This window comes from Acinetobacter seohaensis (assembly GCF_056431365.1).
In genome coordinates this window covers 12,482-30,031 of sequence record NZ_JBWKMK010000131.1, presented here as the reverse complement: position 1 = coordinate 30,031, position 17,550 = coordinate 12,482, and the positions used below count along the sequence as shown (strand labels likewise).

Sequence of the window (17,550 nt, the reverse complement as noted above, 5' to 3'; positions counted from 1 at the left end):
TGCTGCAATGCGCAAGCTTATACATCTGTGTTATGGCGTTTTAAAACATCAGACTGCCTATCAAAGAGATTATTTATTGGTCGAATAATCTCAAAACCTGATTGACTACCAAGACGGTATCTCAGGTTTTTGAATACTGATGAATTCCTGCATCGGTGCATTACTGTTATTTGACTTAAATATAGCTTTGCGTCTGATCCAGTCTGCACATTCTTTCGCAATTGCCTTTTGTGACAACTGATTTTTTAAGTGAATCTCAAATTCAGTCCCATACAGGCTGCTTTCACGATCTTGCTTAGGAATGATGAACTCACGTTTTTCTTTTTTTAGTTTATCTGTGACGTTATCAGCAACAAAAGTAGGTGACGTAAAGACAAATTGTAGCTCTTCGATTTTTTCTAGTTCTTTTTTTAAAGCAGCATAAGCATAGATTGAGAAATAGGAAGCAGCAATTTTTAATCTAGACTTACTACTGAGATTTTCTCCAATATCTGAGCCTAATATATTATTAATGTTATCAATGAGTTTCATAAGGGTGAAGCAGAAAATGTAATAGATACTGAATTATAGCAACCTTAGATTTTATATGTGAAAATTCATGAGGTTGTAATCACCCTAATGAGTCTCAAATTTCTTAGAAAGTATCTCTAGGAATTCAAAAAAAGTTATCTGATTTATTGACCATAAAATTGATACTGAAAATATGCAATAACAATTAAATACACAGGAATTAAAACTCTCATTGCCCGTCAATTTTTTGAAATACAGCCTATGAGTTTGTTTAATACAGTGATTTCTGATTGAAGACTTTTCAAATACATTTGTGCATCCAACACACAACGAGAAATCTTATCAACTATTATTGGATATAGACGCATATACTTAGCTAGTATTTCTATCTCTAATTTTACTTTATCTACCTCCTCTTCAAGCCGAGTGCAGTCTTGATATAATTGTTCTTGAATAGAAGATGAAGTAGTCTCATTTGATAGATAATCAAGCAAATCACAACTTCTATACGCTGATGTATATTTATAGGTACATGTCGAATTATCAACTGATATAAAACCATATTCTTGTAACTCTCTAACAGTTTGATAGATTTTTTGATAAAACTTTTTTGCTTTAAATTCTGGATAGGCTTCAATAAACATCTTTCTAATATCTTTAAATTCCTTTGCCTTAAAGGCTGTAGTTGCCAGAAATTTAACCAAACAACTCTTAAGAGATTGATTTACATACATACAAATCTGCCGAATTATCAAAAACCAGTAAAAATATCCTATTTTGGGATATTTTTGCTAATAGTACAACATCTTGAGCTATGAGCTCAATACACGATCCTAGATATATAAAACTTATACGAGAACTTATAGCCATACGTGAGTCAAAAAAAATAACTCAAGTAGAGTTAGCTACGTCTTTAAAAAAACCTCAATCATACGTTGCAAAAGTTGAAAATTTAGACAGACGTATCGATGTATTGGAACTACAAGATTGGTTAAGCGTATTAGATATATCTATAATCAGATTCTTAGAAAGAGTATTATAGATTTCCATTAGGGTGTGTCCTTATCTCATTTTATGAGGCAAATTAGCTCTTATTTTAGTCAATAAACAATCATATTGTTCACTAAATAATCAAATTTAGGCATAAACATACTCATTTTTGAGCTATTTCCTCAAATGAGGACAAGCCCTAATTTATTTTAAACCATTGATTTTATTTGTTAATTCTATTATTTTAATTTGAGCAGCCAAGAGTTTAGACATAGCATTATCTCTTTGCTCAATTAATGTATTAATAGTCACTTGTAATTCAGCAACTTCAGAATTTAATTTTTTTGCGACTTTCTTTTTTGATATCCCTTTCTGATCATTTAATTCAATCCACTCTTGAATCTCATTAATTAATTCTGGATATCTACTTTTCCTTAAAGCTGATGGGTCAACACCTGCTTCCTTTGCGACATTATTCTGAGTTACAAGTGTCCCTTTAGGTAAATGAATAGGTTTATTTTCTTTTAAACGCATAAAAGCTTCATAGAATTGAAGCTCAGCTTTACTCAGTTTCATTTGATTTAATGACATTAATAGCTTTCCTTACAGAAATTAATTGTTGCAGTATAGCGTTTGCCGGTATGGAATCAGCCTCATGATTGTTGAATTTTTTCTGGTAAAAATCTTCTAGCTGATACATAAGAGGTAATTTATTTTTATCCAATAAAACTGAATCACAAGGTGGATTACCATCAATTCCCATACACATTGAAATATTAGTAATACCTCCGTAAGGACATGGATCACCACTTTTAGTACAACCACCTAGGAAAGTTTCTCTGTAATTCAGTTTTTTAGATTTAGAAAGACTTAACAGAGATGTATGATCTTTTAGAGTAATTGTAGAAATAAGTTGAGCTTTTCTTTTAGAACCATGAGGTGAAATAAAGTTTTCAGATACCAATTCCTGATTTTTTGAAACGTTATGCATGTGCCATTCTTGCATAAATAACTCACCAACCTCTTCATTTAAATCAAAGTTTAATTTGTAAGCATTGCTTGCGTAATAGAGGCTCATAAATTTACTACTATGCTTTAACTGATACTGTAAACTTTCATCCTGAACTAAATCTGATGCCGACATATTAACAGCGCCAGTTCTACGCAACTGATGCCAAGCTAAGGGCCATATATTTCCAACTCTAAATTTTGTCTCATCTAAGTAAGAAGTCATTTTTCTTGCAATTTTCAAATCTTCTTCTTGAATTACAAGTTGGCTGTTATCAAACAGTTTTGGCCACATGTGTAGCGCTTCATTATATCGACGCACTTCATTAATTAAGGAAATTTTTTCAAAATCATTAGCTGAAGAAGCCCAAGGTTCAAAAGAATTTAAATGTAAATATGGCCTAAATTCTTCAATTGATTGTGATATAAACCCATTTTTTTGTAACACACTAAATCTCAGCTCACAAATAATAGAAATTGCCTCGATTGCTATACTAACAATAGAGGGAACAATCCACAGAGCTTCTTTATCTTTTATAGTTTTATTTGTTTCACCTTGAATAAAATAATATTTCTCATTATTTATTTCTTTATCAATAAAGCACCCATATTTTAATTGAGATGCTTCATCAATCCTCATAAGAGAAAAATTCACAATATAAGCGATAGCTGAAAAACTAATTAAACTTAAATATCTTGAAAGATTTCTAATTGAAATACCACTCGAATCAATTTCAACCCACTTTTCAAATACATTAGATAAATTTAATTCTTGAATATATTTTAAAAATTTTTTTCTGTTAGATCTTTTATATGATCTATATTGATAAATATCCATCATAGAATTAAATAAGTGCTTAATTTCATTCTTATGATTTAAAAAATCTTTTAAGCACTCTTCAAATCTTAAAATCTGATATGACCAGATTCTATAAGGCATGTAAGGCGTTTGTGTAACATAATCTTCATCAAAATATTTTGATAATTTTTTTATAGAGTTATAATCTAATAGAACAAAACCAATTTCACTACTATCAGCATACAAGTTTTTCAATAAATTTAACAACCTACTTGTTTGACTTTTATAAATTGAAGCAATTTCCTCTAAAACATAATCATGATTATTAAGATCTGATATTAATATGTTATTTTTTGAACACACATAGATTAATGGCTTTAATTTAGCTAATTTTACCATCAAATTCTGAATCGTTTTAACAGAACCAGCCCCCCATAACCAATATGCAGCTATAACTTTAAATAAATAAATATTTTTACAATCAATTATATAGCCTTTTTTTTGACTTTCATCACCAAAATTGAATTTAACATTCTTATTACAATAAGCAGTGAAATCCCAAATATTGTCATTAAATATTGATACAATATTATTATTACTATCACATGTTACAGGAGTATCACCGTGAGGTGGCCAAGCATCCAATTTATAATTTGGTGATTCTTCACTAATAAAATCTGAATCTAAACGCAGAGAATACAAAAATTCAGTCATTTCATTCGCTCCAGAATTTCTATTAAATCGGCCCACTCAGGGTGATAACTACCAGATCTAACTTCTGACCTAGCTTTCAATACCGATTTTTTTTCCTTAATACTTACTTTACTTAAAGCATCAAGCTTTTCATTTATTTTATTAATAACCAACTTAGCAGGATGACTCTCAATTGCAGGATTAATACTCAATTCGATTTCTTTTATATAAGCATGAGTTGCTAGCCTAAAAAAATAATCAAAACTTAAGATATCTCTATGATATACACAAAATAAGCAACCCTCTTGACTTGAACAATCGGGCTTAATATCAAAATCATCATCGATAGAAATAGGGGGATTTTTATTAGAAGAACATAAACCTGCACCTGAACTTTTTAAAAGTTCAATACTTTGATTATTAAAATTAGAGATTTCTTTAATCGCTTTATCAAAATTTATTTTCTTATAGTTTTTATTAAATGTTTCGACTGAATGAGACATCACTTCTTCAATATCTTCGACACTTTCATTTTTTTCATCAAACCAGTTACTTCTAAATTTCCTTATTTTTGATATATTATAATAGGTTATATCCAGTTCAGAACATATATCCCTGATTAATTCTGGTGAGCCATTATTTTTATCAGCTTTAATAATTCCTCTAGATAAATAAGGAAATAAACTATCACCAGAATTAAATCCAATACTTTTCAACCAATCTTGATAACGCTGAAGTATGACCCTATATTCTTTAAAACATTTAAATGAAGCCTCACCCTGTCTACGTCCCTTATAAACCTTAAAAACCGAATAGTACTCGTTATCAGTTTGCCATCTATAATCGTCTATCTTGAGACTACGAGCTTGTGATAGATTCATACCAGTTTGATTAATAAATATGAAAAGTTCAGTTTCAATTCTCAAATTTAAAATTTTTGAACGTTTATGTTTATCCAATAAACTTTCATGAGGATATAATGCTCGTCTTGCTTCTAAAACATTTTTTTTATCAGAAAAATATCTATACTTATCAAATTCAATATTTTCATCCATTAAATTCCCTTTTAATACTAACTCCTTACCATTCCTTAATTTTAATCGTATTGGTAAAACTCCACGCACAACATCTAAGGATAAGCCATCTGAGATATCTTTTAAAAACCACCCAAATTTATTAAAATCCAACTCATCACTATGAGTGGTAAGTGATAAATTTTCTTTATACCTAACCAATCTAGTTTTATTCATCAGATGTGTGCCAGGTTTTGCTATATCTATACCCATTGACCTAGCTAAAACTCTTGCAACAACAGTACATTTTTTATAATTTGGATAGCTTTTTACTTTTCCTAATTTAACTTGTTCTAAAGTTGAATTTGCCCAATCAATAAAGTTTTTCTCATAAGTCTCTTCATTTATATTCCTTTCTAATTTTTCACACCATTTAAAATATAGAAATAGTTTCTCTAGCTCACCCTTAATTGTTCTAACAGCTATACCTTTATTTATATTAAAACAAAAATACTCATAAATTTTAACAACAAATCCTAAACGTTCAAATATAGGCTTTCCAAAGTCACCATTCTCTATAAGCTCACCCACTAATCTTCTAGATTCTAATACAGCATCTTTATAAAGCAGTATAGACAGATCCCATTTTATTTCGTGAGAACCATATATAATATTATCAATAATTAATTTTGGAATCTTATCATTCATTTTCGATTCCTAAAAAAACATTAGTATATTCGTTTGATATTTTTTCTAGATTTTTTGATTTTTCTAAAAACTTTATGTACTTAAAAGTTACTGCCTCATCCTTGTGCATACAGGCATCTTTAACTAACTGTATAGCATTGGTTGCTGACATTTTTTTTAAACAATATTCCATCAATACTGTTGCAAAGGTTGAACGTGTTTGATGAAAATGAAAACTCTTAAAAACATCATATCCTAAATTTAAACCTGAAACTCTTAATCTATGCATCGAAACATTAATTGATTTATTATTTAGATTTAGGTAATTCCCACCATTTCTAGTCAAGAATATTAAATCAGAATTTTCATCTACAGCCTTTACAACTCTTTTTAAGCGTCTAGTGCTATAACAATACTCAATTAACTCATGAACTAAATCTGTTGGTATTAAAATAGCACCATCTTTTGAATATTTTGTACTCACTGGTGGTGAAGAATTTGGCCCTACACGAATAGTACTCATACTTTTATTTTTTAGTAATATAGAGTTTTCCAAAGTTGCAACCTTTAAATCACAAATAGTTCCAATTCTCATTCCAGTGTAAAAGCCCAGCTTCAACATAAGATATAATTCTATACTACTGTGTTTTTTTGCCACATTAAAAATATTTGGTACTTCTCTGGGATTAATAGGAGATATTCCACCTTCCAATTCAATGTTATTATTTTGACTTACTAATGGAATAGATACATCTGCATATATTATCTCTAATGTATTTTCAAACCCAAATCTATTTACTATTTTTTTAGTATAAGTTTTATCCTTCCACATTGGAGAATCTAAATCAATTAAGTTTTTTTCTTTAACCCATCTATAGAATTTTATAATACTTCTCATTCTATGAGTAACAGTAGAAGGTCGTAATTCTAAAGAATTTCTTTTTTTAATTAGATCTCCACGAAATAAAATCAAACAACGTTCACTTCTCATTTCTGGAAAATGTTTCCAATCAATATTATTATTTTCTAACCATGCGGCATATGCATGTAAATGGAACATATATGACTTTATTGTCTTTAAGCTTAAATCTTCATTTACAAGTAAATCATAAGCAAATAAGTTTGCTTCATCCCATGCATTATTATTATTCCAATATATTTGCGGTAGGTCATAATCTGATGTGTTCTTAGATTTAAGAAACTCTACTCGTTGATCATTAATTTTAATTGTATGTAGGTTTAATTTTATGTTTGATGTTTTAGCCACTGAGAAGATTCATCTAAATAGACATGTCCATAGTATTGCTTGTAATACTTACGATGTCAACTATATATGTAACCCTTACCACAAGCAGGGTCGCAAATGGTATCGGTTGGTTTTGGCTGCATCAACTCCACAATCATCTTGATGATATGGCGAGGTGTACGGAATTGACCGTTCTGACCTGCAGATGCAATTTTACCAAGCATGTACTCGTAAATATCACCCTTAGTATCTTTATCATCCATCGGCACTTCAGCCAAGAGATCGACCACTTTCGTTAAAAGTGCAGGTGTAGGAATAGTGAAACGGGCATCCTTCATGTGATGGCTGTATGTGGTGTCATCTTCATTGCCAAGATTTTTAATAAACGGAAAAACTTCATTGGCAATAATATTGTAAAGCTGAGTAGGATCACCCAAGGTAGTGAACTTTGACCAACGCAGATGATCTTGCTCTGGTTTGAACACTGGTTTTTCTATTGTTATTTTTAGACGATTGGCTTTGCGCTCTTTTGTAATCTGAATTTCATCAAGTCGGCGAATGAATAACAAATAGGTCATCTGCTCCATCACTTCGAGTGGGTTAGAAATACCCCCACTCCAAAATGCATTCCAGATTTGGTCAATTTTGCTTTTAATTTCGCCTGTAATCACACTGATGACTCTCAAATTTCTTTGAGGATATTGTGGTAGATATTAATAGAAAAAGCTATTGTAATTAAACGGGATGCGACATGGTTTGGCGTGAGAAAAGTTAAGGCAATAACTCTTTAGCATCAATCTGAAGTACAGAAGCAAGCTCATAGAGTTTTAAGACAGTGATGTTTACTTCACCACGTTCAATACGACCTAAATAACTACGATCAATTCCACATTGTAATGCTAATGCTTCTTGGGTAATTTTTCTCTCCGCTCTTTTTTTTCGTAATAATCGACCAATTTCAGTAGATAATTCTGACATTTGAAAAATTTCTCAAAAAACAGAAATATCACCAATTGAGGATTAAACATCCACGGCTTATAATCCTCATTTTCATTATGAAAGAGGTCTAAAATGTTGAAATTGAATATTCCCTTAGCCGAAGATTTCGTTGAAATAATAAAAAACAATGAAATTAAAAATTGGGAATCAAAATGCTTTTGGTTAATTATTAAACAATCAGATCGACCACGCATTTTAAGTATGAAGAGATTACGTGAGCGCATGTACACAGCAATTCAAGTATTACTGAAAAATGATTTTTTGGTAGCACAAAGATCACTATGTAATAAAAGATTATATTTATATAGTGAAACGCCAAAATTAAAAGAACTGCGAAAAAAACTGATTGATATTGATGAAAACAACCCACTATTTACCCAAAAAAACACTATAAACAAAGAGTTAAGCTTTCTAAAAAATCAGGTAGATTTTATTAATGAATTGGCAGTTTCTTACCCTGAATTTTGTGATTCAATTCAAAAATATAAAGAAGAAATTGATTATCAGATTAATTTTTGTGAAGTAAAGATTAAAACAATAAATAACATTATAAAAATATATAATGGATGATTATAAAAACCATTATACATAATATTAATATAATAAAAACAATAACTTACAATAAAAAAGTGATTGATTAATCCTGAAAAATATTCTATTTTTTCGTCAACATCATTCAAAATTCACCCGATATGATCAAATCGATTCAGCAAGTTAGAGAAGAGTTTTCAGCAAATGGAATTTCCATTGCTGAATGGGCAAGAGATAATCATTTTTCTCCAGACCTAGTTTATCGAATTTTAAAGAACAATAGAGTTCCGAAACGCGGTGAAAGCCATAAAATTGCAGTGAAATTGGGTATTAAGGAGCAAAAAAATATGAATTAATTTTAACTTTTAATTATTCTTTTTTAGTGCAGAAAGTATAAAGACCCATGCTGTAACATGAGCCTTTATGGATTTGTCTTTTACTTGAAGGTGCAAGACAAATCAATTCTAAAAGACATTGATGCTTTTATCAATGTTTAGGGTGCTTTCTGCTTTTAATTTTTACTTGATTTTCATTTAAGTGAATTAATATGTGCAGTGTAAAAGTAGTTGCAAAAGTTGTAGATGATGATTCAGGTATTCGTACAGAAATACCAATATTACTTGATCATAATAAAGAACCAATAAAGCCTATAGTTCGATTTCAGACTTACTGCAAAAAAGTGAATTTAAAGTTTAATTATTAACGAAAATTTTTCGTAGAATTGGTTGGTATTGGTCTATCTAGTTCCTCTAGAGTGATTCCCTTATTTGCAGCATTTGTAGCCCAAACAACAAATTTTTCGTTGAGTAGGTTATTGTCATTTTCTAATCTGTTTATGGTTGCTTCTAATTTTTTAATTTTTTCTAAAGCTACTTGTAGTCCCTGATTACTGAAATTGCTATTCCCATCTCTGTCAGGATTTTCTGTCCATCTTCTTTTATCCCAACTATCTTTGAACCTCGGATGTCTAAGTAAAGCCGCTTTTGTATACTTATGGCCAAGATCTATTTCAAGCATGGCTAAAAATCGGGGCCAGGTCAGTTTTCCAGTCCATCCATCAAGTAACTTTAAAGCAATATCAATTCTTTCTTTAGTTAAACGAGGTGCAGTAGTCATATGATATTTTGATCCTGGGAGATAATTTTAAAATTAGGATTTTAATTTTGCTCTAACGTTCTTACTGCGAAAGCTAAACCAACTTTAGTTTGATGATAGTCTGATGAATCTGCTAGGGTGAACATAGTGTTATTTGGCACACTATCATCCTCCAAAAATGCTTTAATTTTCTGCCAACGCTCTAGTTTAGGTTCATTGACATCAATCCATCTTCTTGCACCTGTATGCCCATCTTGTTCAGCTTCTTTTGCATCAAGTAAGGCTTTTTCAAGTATTTGTACTTGATAAGATGCCTCTCTTCTATGTTTCTCATTACCTTTCATAACGGAAAATTCACCGCAATTTCCACAGTCTTTATCTTTAGGACAGGGGGTGAGAGAATAGTCATGCCGACAGATACCATACTGAGTTATGTGAATTGATCCTAATTCTATTTTTAGGGCTTCCTCGTAACTAATAGAGTTTATTTTGGCAATAGCTTGTGCTTTTTCTTCTAAGCTCCCTGTTTGCTTGATCGCCTCAACCTGATTCTCCAGATTTGTAAAAGCTTCAATAATCGCTTCTTGAGATAAATGATTATAAACATCATTTTGCTTAACACTTTTTCTTCCTGACCAAAATGCAATGAGTTCCTGAGAGAGTGCTTTTGCTTGTGCTAGGGTATTAAGCAAGTGTCTAAATTGGTGTGATGTAACATACATCGGTTTTTCATTAGGAAATTTCTTATCATTTCTACTGAAGATTGTGCGACCGTCAGGGTTGCTTCCTAGTTGTTTATTAATCCTATCAATATCCATGGATTAAGGTACATTCAGAAGTGAATCAGCGGTGGGGCTTAAGATATTTTTAGGTAAAACAAATAATGACTCATGCCAATATTGCTGTGATCTGCCATCAAATATCGGGAATGTTTGAGGTAGTTTGCTAATTATAAAGTGTTCTATTTCATCAAAACTATAAAGATTTATCCAAGGACTTTTTACAAACATTCTACTTTTATCAGTAGTCCGTCCTATTGGTTTAGAAAATCCATATCTATAAGCATGACATGCTTTAATGGTATTTTCCTTTCCTAGAATTTTGGCAACCTCCCATAAAGTAATTGACTGATTTCTTAAATGTTCAAGATGAGGCGGAAGGTATAATTTATTTGGATTGTCTTTATACCATCGCGCAGCTTCGCGAGCAGGTTTGCCAATTTCAATTAAGTAATTCACAGCATCAGTAGCTAATTCTTCGTATTCTTTATTTACAGCAAATTTGGTTAATGGATCTCCACCTTTCAATGGACGCCATTTTAAACCCATAATTTCTATATCACCTTGAGAAGCCTTTGTGATGCAATCTATGGATAGGGATAATATTTCCGAGCCTCGACTTGGGGCAAACATTGCTAAAGCGACAAAGCAGGTTACTATTTTATCTGGGATATGGTTACTTGAATGGTGGATTTCAGCAAGTGCCAAAATTTCCTCTAAATGAGGTATTTTTGATTTACTGCCTTCATTATGTTCTTTCTGTGTACGATCACTCCTTGCAGGTGCTGTATATGTAATTGTTGTAGACCAATTATAGATCTTTGTATTTATCTGTTTTTTTACAACAATATTATTAATAATCGATTCTAAATTTTTTGCAAAATCCCATGGATCTTTATATTTAGAGCGTAGATAAGATTCTGCCAAGTTTAAAGTATCACTATTTATTTCACTTACACATACAGGATTATTTTGTTCTATTAAGGCAAACTCTAAAGCTTGAATAGCATAAATAATTCGTTTGTATTCGTATAGTTTTTTTTCTCGCATAATTTGGCAAAATACTGCTTTAGCAAAATCAATTAGTGGCTCTGACATGGAAATGTTGATTTCATTTTTAGATGTTGCGTGGTCAGTGACAGAGCGGAAATAAACTTTCTTTGATTTATTATCGTGAATTTTATCTTTTAAAAAACTTGTAATATCCCAAATGTTATCATTCCAGTCATTGTTAGGAAATATAAAGTTTTTTTTGTTTGTTGAAATAAAAAACTCTAAATTTTTTTGAGACTCTGTGTCCTGAGCAGACTTAAAATTTATAACAGTTGTCATTATTTATATCCCGCTTCTACTAGATTAATAATATCTTTAACAGCCTTGATAGCTTGTATATTGATTTCCTTAATTCTTAAGGTCTGCTCTTTGGCTTGGTCTTCGACTAAGTAATCTAAAAGCTTTTCCCATGGTGCATCTATTAATGGCTCAAAATAGGGACACGTTAAACAAGCAATAGGAGCATTTTGATAGCATTTAGCTTGTGTACCACATGAACCGATTGTTTTGCCTGCTAATCTGAAAAAATCAGCAATTGCTGAGTCCTGAAATTTTGCATCATCTAGAGAGGGGATTAATTTTCCCTTGAATGCGTTAGCAAAAAAACTCATCTCTTCATTTAGGGTATCTTGTATTGGCTTTTGTAGCTCTGGCATGGATGCACGGTAGAAACGGATGCAACTTAAAGAACGGTGTGTCAGCAGTCTTGCAACTTCTTGGTCTGAAGCACCACTTGCTAAAGCTCTTGTTGCAAGCGTATACCTGAATCTATATGCATTTACAGGGATTTTTCCTTCTAACCTTGAAGAATAAGTGTTTAGATCTTCGAAAATCTGTCTAGTTTTATTACTAATTTGGGTTGGATTTAGTTTGAAGAAATTTGAATTTTCATCAGAGGAGGAATACTGCTCTAGATATTTAATTATACAGTCAGCTAAAATTGTTGGTGCTTTCCTAAGAAAATAACCTTGCTCGATTATTCCTTCTCCTTTGGCGAGAGGCATTTTAATCATTACATCTTTATCAATAACTTGTATGTCCTCAAATTTTAAGCGTGATAGTTGGACTGGTCGTGCTCCTGTTGCGATCATGAACCAGCCAAGAGTATAGTCAAATAAGCTTAGAGATTTTTTGCTGAAAGCAAGATTTAAATTGGAATGAATACTTTCTAGCTCTTGTAAAGTGAAAGCTCCTTTTTCTGGGTCATTTGCTATTAGCTTAAAATAAGCAGGGTTGCGCTCTTCCCACTTTTCTACATTTTGTAAAAAATCAATTAAATCATTTGAAACCAAATCCTTGAAATATATGCTTAGCTTTCTCAATAATGGAGTTAGAAATGGCTGATAGCTGGTATTCACATTGTTTAAAGAGTCTAAGCTTTCAATTCCCAAAGTTGTTTCTAAAGAAACCTTAGATTCAAACCATTTTTTTAAAGCTCTTGTAGTTGCAGCAGTATATGTAATTGAATGGACTGAAAGCATATCTATAACTAAATTAGATAATGCTGTATGTAATGGATTGCTATTATTAAAAATGCCTAAATGAAGTATAAATGAAAGATCATCATGATTATCAATTTTAAAATTTTGATAAAGAGGGATAGTTACTCGTCTTCCATCTAGCAAAACTACAGTTCGTTCTGTAATTGGATTTTCTTTTTCAATGAGATTGTTTTGCATAATTAATGCTCTAATTTAGTATTAATACTATTTGCTAGTAGTTCACCAAGTTCATCCGCTTTTTCTCTTATAGATCGGCGTGCATAGCGACTACTCATTTCTGATATTGAACTCCACCCCATTAATCTATTTCGAATTTGCTTCTCCATTTCTTTATCTGGTCTCCGATCTTCTGGAATGTTATCTAACATCTCACTAAAAACATCATTCCAGGTTCTTCTCATTGTGTGGGGAGTGAGCTGCGCATAGATATTGGCATGTTTCCTTAAGGTTCTGAACATTAGATTGATTGCATCATTTGATAAATGTTGACCTGTCTCGGTTGTAAATAGATAACCATGTTTTCTATTTTTGAACGGGATTTTATTTAAATGCTTTGTAATATAGTTGTGAAAATATTCACAGGCCTTGGAGGAGCACTTAACGTCACGTTCAACAGTTTTAGAAACTCGAATAGTGATGGTGTGATTACTATAATTAAAGTCTTCTATCTTTAGATATCTCAGCTCGCTTCTTCGCATTCCTGTACTTAGTAGAATTTCATAAATCAACTGATTTCTATGTTTGATAAATTCATTCCGAAAAGGATTATTTGGATGTTCTGGAGTGATGATCTCTAGGATTATATTTCGTTCGTTAGATGAAAGTCCCTCAGGGGCATCTTGATCACCTTTATTAGAAACTCTTGGTGCTAGGGAATTAAAGTAATTTAAACGTTGCTCAATGTCATTGTATTTATCTTTGTTAAGGCGATGTTTTGATCTTTGGAGCAGAAACTCAAGATAATTAAAAATTGTCTTTATGCGATATGAGCCTTCTTCTGCTGAAGTTGAGGCTTTTGATTCTTGTTTTAATTTAGGCATGTAGATGAGATTTTCAATTTTTTTTGCAATATTCTTCGAATTTATTGATGGTTGTTCATTTTTCTGGGCCATCATTCGATCTTGATGTTTTCGATTTAGTCTAAGAAAAAAAGCTAAATCTTGAAGTTGTTCTATGGTTAAAAAATCTGAATATAAGATGCTATCTTCTAAAACTATATTATTTAATGATGCCCATAAATGAGCAACACCAATACATCTTAATGCTTTATCCGTTGTGCTAACTGTACGTCCTAAACTTCTAAACTTAGTCATGGCATAAACATTTGGATAGAACAAAGGAATTCTATCTTCATCAATGAGTACTACCATTGGTTGTTCATCACTTGCAACAAACTCTTTAATGCTTCTTTTTATCATAATGTATACGTTTTCTGATTATCATATCCCATAACTTTATTAAATATAAAAATATACCCTTTGTAAAGAGCTTAAGCTTAAGATTTACAAAGGGTATTATGTAATTATGTATACTTTTTAAAGTATATCAGCCCTATTGACAAGCCTCACAATCAGGGTTGTCAATGCTGCATGCTTGTGGCACTGGCGCTGCATTTGCAAAGCCGTCTTCCTCTGCAGGAACTTCAGGTTTAATTTCCTGCGCTACCGCTGCAACAGGTGCTGCCGTAACAGTTGCAGGTTTTACTGCGTTCAATGCGCCCGTGTTAATAGTCGATTTCTCTGCAGAAGTCGCACCTAATGCACGTAGGTAGTAGGTGGTTTTCAGACCACGTAACCATGCCATTTTGTAAGTCAGGTCAAGTTTCTTACCGTTTGCACCTGCAATGTACAAGTTCAACGATTGCGCTTGATCAATCCATTTTTGACGACGTGATGCTGCATCTACAATCCAGCGTGGCTCAACTTCAAACGCAGTCGCGAAAATTGCTTTCAATTCTTCAGGAATACGTGAAATTTTTTGTACTGAACCTTCAAAGTGTTTCAGGTCATTCACCATTACAGAATCCCACAAATCACGCGCTTTCAATGCATGAACAAGGTAAGGATTGATTACTGTAAATTCACCAGACAAGTTCGACTTCACATATAAGTTCTGGAATGTCGGCTCAATAGACTGAGAAACGCCACAAATATTTGAAATGGTTGCAGTCGGTGCAATCGCCATCACATTTGAGTTACGCATACCGTCTTTTTGAACTTTGGCACGTAAGCTGTCCCAATCTAAACGCTGTGTACGATCTACTTCAAACATACGTTCTGGACGTGATTTCGCCACAATGTCTAAAGAGTCAATTGGTAAGATACCTTGATCCCACAATGAACCTTTAAATGTTTCGTAAGTACCACGCTCAACCGCCAAATCGCTAGACGTTTGAATCGCGTAGTAGCTGATCACTTCCATAGATTCATCGGCAAATTCAACTGCAGCGTCTGAACCATAAGCCAAGTTCATTTCATAAAGCGCATCTTGGAAGCCCATGATGCCCATGCCCACAGGGCGATGTTTCAAGTTTGAATTGCGTGCTTGTGGCACTGCGTAGTAGTTGATGTCGATGACGTTGTCGAGCATACGTACTGCAGTTTTAATAGTACGTGCCAATTTCTCACGGTCTAACACACCACCTTGAACGTGTTGCACAAGGTTGATAGACCCCAAGTTACATACCGCAATTTCATCTTGGTTGGTATTGAGGGTAATTTCAGTACACAAGTTAGATGAGTGCACGACACCAACGTGTTGTTGCGGTGAACGTAGGTTACATACGTCTTTGAATGTGATCCACGGGTGACCTGTTTCAAACAACATTGACAACATTTTGCGCCATAAGTCCTTCGCACGAAGTTTTTTATGCAGCATGTTAGTTTCTTTGGCAATGCTTTCGTAGTACGCATAACGCTCGGCAAAGGCTTCGCCTGTCAAGTCGTGTAAGTCTGGTGTTTCAGATGGCGTGAACAGTGTCCATTCTGCATCTTCAAAGACACGTTGCATGAACAAGTCAGGCACCCAGTTCGCTGTGTTCATATCATGGGTACGACGACGGTCATCCCCTGTGTTTTTACGCAGCTCTAGGAATTCTTCGATGTCTAAGTGCCAAGTTTCTAAGTACGCACATACCGCACCTTTACGCTTACCACCTTGATTGACCGCAACAGCAGTATCGTTCGCCACTTTAAGGAACGGAACAACACCTTGAGATTTACCGTTTGTTCCTTTGATGTATGAGTTCAAGGCACGTACTGGCGTCCAGTCATTGCCTAAACCACCTGCCCATTTAGACAGCATTGCGTTGTCACGCATTGCACCATAAATGTTGTAAAGGTCATCAGAAATTGTAGTTAAGTAACAGCTTGATAACTGTGGACGTAGCGTACCTGAGTTAAACAGGGTAGGCGTAGAAGCCATGTAGTCGAAGCTAGACAATAAGTTATAGAACTCGATTGCACGTGCTTCACGGTCATCTTCATTAAGCGCCAGACCCATTGACACACGCATAAAGAACAATTGTGGAAGTTCAAAGCGTACGCCATCTGAGTGAATGAAATAACGGTCAAATAAAGTTTGCAGACCTAAATAGGTAAACTGGTTTGAGCGTTCAGGCTGAATCGCTGCAGCAAGTTTGGCAAGGTCAAACTCAAGTAAGTCTGCAGAAAGCAAATCAAGTTCTACACCTTTTTTCAGGAAAGTTTCTAATGCTTCGCCTTCAGGTGTATCTGTTGCCAAACCTAAAAATTCTAAGCCTGTTGCGACCAAGTCATTACGCAATAAACGCGCAGTCACATAGGTATAGTTCGGCTCTTGCTCAATACGGGTACGAGTCGCCATCATCATGGTGGTTGAGATGTCAGACTCTTTTACACCGTTGTAGAGGTTTTTCACGGTTTCATCAATGATGGCATCTACATCAATGCCTTCTAAACCTTCTGCCGCTTTATTCACGGTTGCTTTTAACTCACCTAAATCTAGTGGTTTAAGCTGACCGTTTGCATCAGTGACTTGTAAAGTTGGGTGATGGTTTTCACCTGCTTGCTTACGCGCTTCTGAGCGTTGTTCACGGTAGATGACATAAGCACGAGCAACTTTTTGCTCGCCTGTACGCATGAGCGCAAGTTCAACTTGGTCTTGAATTTCTTCAATGTGAATAGTTCCGCCAGACGGTAAACGGCGGTTGAATGTGTTCAACACCATTTCAGTCAGTTGTTCGATCCGATCATGAATGCGGCTTGAATCGGCGCTTTGTTGACCTTCTACAGCCAAAAACGCTTTGCCAATTGCAACTGCAATTTTTTCAGCATCAAAAGCGGCAACATCACCAGTGCGTTTAATCACTTGTAATTGACCAGGGGTTGAGGTGATTACGCTCATGTCAGCATAGCTCCATTGTCATCTATTGTTATGTTTATGGACCATTAAACTGGGCAAAACTTAGGCCGCAGTGATTGAGGGATAAACACAAGACTTAGTGGTTTAAAATTGAATTGAACACAAGATACGGGAAAATTGAGGGTAGATCAATATTGACTTTTTCTTTTAAATTTTGACTATTTTAGGATTCAAATTTATCTCAAAAATACCGAATTTTGTCCTTTCGGCTATAAGCCTTATCAGACAAGGGCATAGCATAGCA

Annotated in this window: 15 protein-coding genes and 2 pseudogenes; 3 read left to right on the top strand and 14 right to left on the bottom strand. The window is 33.5% G+C overall.

The features are described 5' to 3' along the window. Positions 1–120 precede the first annotated feature (120 nt). Both AC07E5_RS11960 and AC07E5_RS11955 read right to left on the bottom strand, forming a co-directional pair. A pseudogene (locus tag AC07E5_RS11960) lies at positions 121–531 on the bottom strand (ATP-dependent helicase); the annotation flags it as partial. Between the two features lie 218 nt (positions 532–749). Then, positions 750–1,244, bottom strand: coding sequence for a hypothetical protein (locus AC07E5_RS11955; protein ID WP_163170014.1), 495 nt, complete (start codon positions 1,242–1,244; stop codon positions 750–752). Between the two features lie 80 nt (positions 1,245–1,324). On the opposite strand from AC07E5_RS11955, the gene AC07E5_RS11950 reads away from it, so the two are divergent. Next, positions 1,325–1,552 (top strand): helix-turn-helix domain-containing protein, encoded by a 228-nt coding sequence (locus tag AC07E5_RS11950; RefSeq protein WP_163170013.1) that lies wholly within the window; start codon positions 1,325–1,327, stop codon positions 1,550–1,552. 152 nt (positions 1,553–1,704) lie between these two features. Here the strand turns inward: AC07E5_RS11950 and AC07E5_RS11945 are convergent, their stop codons facing one another. The 6 genes and pseudogenes from AC07E5_RS11945 to AC07E5_RS11920 form a co-directional block, all read right to left on the bottom strand. After that, positions 1,705–2,091, bottom strand: coding sequence for a hypothetical protein (locus AC07E5_RS11945; RefSeq protein WP_374855142.1), 387 nt, complete (start codon positions 2,089–2,091; stop codon positions 1,705–1,707). Beyond that, positions 2,063–4,021, bottom strand: coding sequence for a hypothetical protein (locus AC07E5_RS11940; RefSeq protein WP_498625546.1), 1,959 nt, complete (start codon positions 4,019–4,021; stop codon positions 2,063–2,065). Before AC07E5_RS11940 ends, AC07E5_RS11945 begins: the two co-directional genes overlap by 29 nt. Continuing rightward, on the bottom strand, positions 4,018–5,721 hold the full coding sequence (locus AC07E5_RS11935; protein ID WP_498625545.1) for a hypothetical protein: 1,704 nt from the start codon (positions 5,719–5,721) through the stop codon (positions 4,018–4,020). Before AC07E5_RS11935 ends, AC07E5_RS11940 begins: the two co-directional genes overlap by 4 nt. Then, positions 5,714–6,967 carry a tyrosine-type recombinase/integrase gene (locus tag AC07E5_RS11930; RefSeq protein WP_498625544.1) on the bottom strand — a complete coding sequence of 418 codons (1,254 nt, stop codon included), beginning with the start codon at positions 6,965–6,967 and terminating at the stop codon, positions 5,714–5,716. Before AC07E5_RS11930 ends, AC07E5_RS11935 begins: the two co-directional genes overlap by 8 nt. Before the next feature lie 77 nt (positions 6,968–7,044). Then, positions 7,045–7,617 (bottom strand): annotated as a pseudogene (locus AC07E5_RS11925) (type I restriction-modification system subunit M N-terminal domain-containing protein); the annotation flags it as partial. Between the two features lie 100 nt (positions 7,618–7,717). Next, positions 7,718–7,924: a helix-turn-helix domain-containing protein gene (locus tag AC07E5_RS11920; protein WP_179996866.1), complete on the bottom strand. Its 207-nt coding sequence runs from the start codon at positions 7,922–7,924 to the stop codon at positions 7,718–7,720. A gap of 93 nt (positions 7,925–8,017) precedes the next feature. Here AC07E5_RS11920 and AC07E5_RS11915 point away from each other — a divergent pair, with 93 nt between their 5' ends. Together AC07E5_RS11915 and AC07E5_RS11910 are read left to right on the top strand one after the other, a co-directional pair. Beyond that, positions 8,018–8,515: a hypothetical protein gene (locus AC07E5_RS11915; RefSeq protein ID WP_180046417.1), complete on the top strand. Its 498-nt coding sequence runs from the start codon at positions 8,018–8,020 to the stop codon at positions 8,513–8,515. A gap of 122 nt (positions 8,516–8,637) precedes the next feature. Beyond that, positions 8,638–8,832: a DNA-binding protein gene (locus AC07E5_RS11910; RefSeq protein WP_179996868.1), complete on the top strand. Its 195-nt coding sequence runs from the start codon at positions 8,638–8,640 to the stop codon at positions 8,830–8,832. Between the two features lie 343 nt (positions 8,833–9,175). Here AC07E5_RS11910 and AC07E5_RS11905 read toward each other — a convergent pair whose 3' ends face one another. The 6 genes from AC07E5_RS11905 to AC07E5_RS11880 form a co-directional block, all read right to left on the bottom strand. Then, positions 9,176–9,592, bottom strand: coding sequence for a hypothetical protein (locus AC07E5_RS11905; RefSeq protein ID WP_179990870.1), 417 nt, complete (start codon positions 9,590–9,592; stop codon positions 9,176–9,178). Positions 9,593–9,633: 41 nt separating this feature from the next. After that, a complete protein-coding gene (locus AC07E5_RS11900; protein WP_498625543.1) occupies positions 9,634–10,389 on the bottom strand; it encodes a hypothetical protein in 756 nt (251 codons plus the stop codon). 3 nt (positions 10,390–10,392) lie between these two features. Continuing rightward, positions 10,393–11,682, bottom strand: a complete 1,290-nt coding sequence (locus tag AC07E5_RS11895) for a hypothetical protein (RefSeq protein WP_498625542.1) — start codon at positions 11,680–11,682, stop codon at positions 10,393–10,395. Then, a complete protein-coding gene (locus AC07E5_RS11890; RefSeq protein ID WP_498625540.1) occupies positions 11,682–13,082 on the bottom strand; it encodes a tyrosine-type recombinase/integrase in 1,401 nt (466 codons plus the stop codon). Before AC07E5_RS11890 ends, AC07E5_RS11895 begins: the two co-directional genes overlap by 1 nt. Before the next feature lie 2 nt (positions 13,083–13,084). Further along, positions 13,085–14,323: a tyrosine-type recombinase/integrase gene (locus AC07E5_RS11885; RefSeq protein WP_498625538.1), complete on the bottom strand. Its 1,239-nt coding sequence runs from the start codon at positions 14,321–14,323 to the stop codon at positions 13,085–13,087. Positions 14,324–14,456: 133 nt separating this feature from the next. Next, positions 14,457–17,288 carry a ribonucleoside-diphosphate reductase subunit alpha gene (locus AC07E5_RS11880; protein ID WP_498625536.1) on the bottom strand — a complete coding sequence of 944 codons (2,832 nt, stop codon included), beginning with the start codon at positions 17,286–17,288 and terminating at the stop codon, positions 14,457–14,459. Between the last annotated feature and the right edge of the window lie 262 nt (positions 17,289–17,550).

Bases quoted from the DNA above. Each gene is read 5' to 3' on its own strand.
- AC07E5_RS11920 (WP_179996866.1), bottom strand. From the start codon at position 7,924: ATGTCAGAATTATCTACTGAAATTGGTCGATTATTACGAAAAAAAAGA.
- AC07E5_RS11950 (WP_163170013.1), top strand. From the start codon at position 1,325: ATGAGCTCAATACACGATCCTAGATATATAAAACTTATACGAGAACTT.
- AC07E5_RS11935 (WP_498625545.1), bottom strand. From the start codon at position 5,721: ATGAATGATAAGATTCCAAAATTAATTATTGATAATATTATATATGGT.
- AC07E5_RS11880 (WP_498625536.1), bottom strand. From the start codon at position 17,288: ATGAGCGTAATCACCTCAACCCCTGGTCAATTACAAGTGATTAAACGC.
- AC07E5_RS11900 (WP_498625543.1), bottom strand. From the start codon at position 10,389: ATGGATATTGATAGGATTAATAAACAACTAGGAAGCAACCCTGACGGT.
- AC07E5_RS11885 (WP_498625538.1), bottom strand. From the start codon at position 14,323: ATGATAAAAAGAAGCATTAAAGAGTTTGTTGCAAGTGATGAACAACCA.
- AC07E5_RS11940 (WP_498625546.1), bottom strand. From the start codon at position 4,021: ATGACTGAATTTTTGTATTCTCTGCGTTTAGATTCAGATTTTATTAGT.
- AC07E5_RS11910 (WP_179996868.1), top strand. From the start codon at position 8,638: ATGATCAAATCGATTCAGCAAGTTAGAGAAGAGTTTTCAGCAAATGGA.
- AC07E5_RS11955 (WP_163170014.1), bottom strand. From the start codon at position 1,244: ATGTATGTAAATCAATCTCTTAAGAGTTGTTTGGTTAAATTTCTGGCA.
- AC07E5_RS11915 (WP_180046417.1), top strand. From the start codon at position 8,018: ATGTTGAAATTGAATATTCCCTTAGCCGAAGATTTCGTTGAAATAATA.
- AC07E5_RS11890 (WP_498625540.1), bottom strand. From the start codon at position 13,082: ATGCAAAACAATCTCATTGAAAAAGAAAATCCAATTACAGAACGAACT.
- AC07E5_RS11905 (WP_179990870.1), bottom strand. From the start codon at position 9,592: ATGACTACTGCACCTCGTTTAACTAAAGAAAGAATTGATATTGCTTTA.
- AC07E5_RS11895 (WP_498625542.1), bottom strand. From the start codon at position 11,682: ATGACAACTGTTATAAATTTTAAGTCTGCTCAGGACACAGAGTCTCAA.
- AC07E5_RS11945 (WP_374855142.1), bottom strand. From the start codon at position 2,091: ATGTCATTAAATCAAATGAAACTGAGTAAAGCTGAGCTTCAATTCTAT.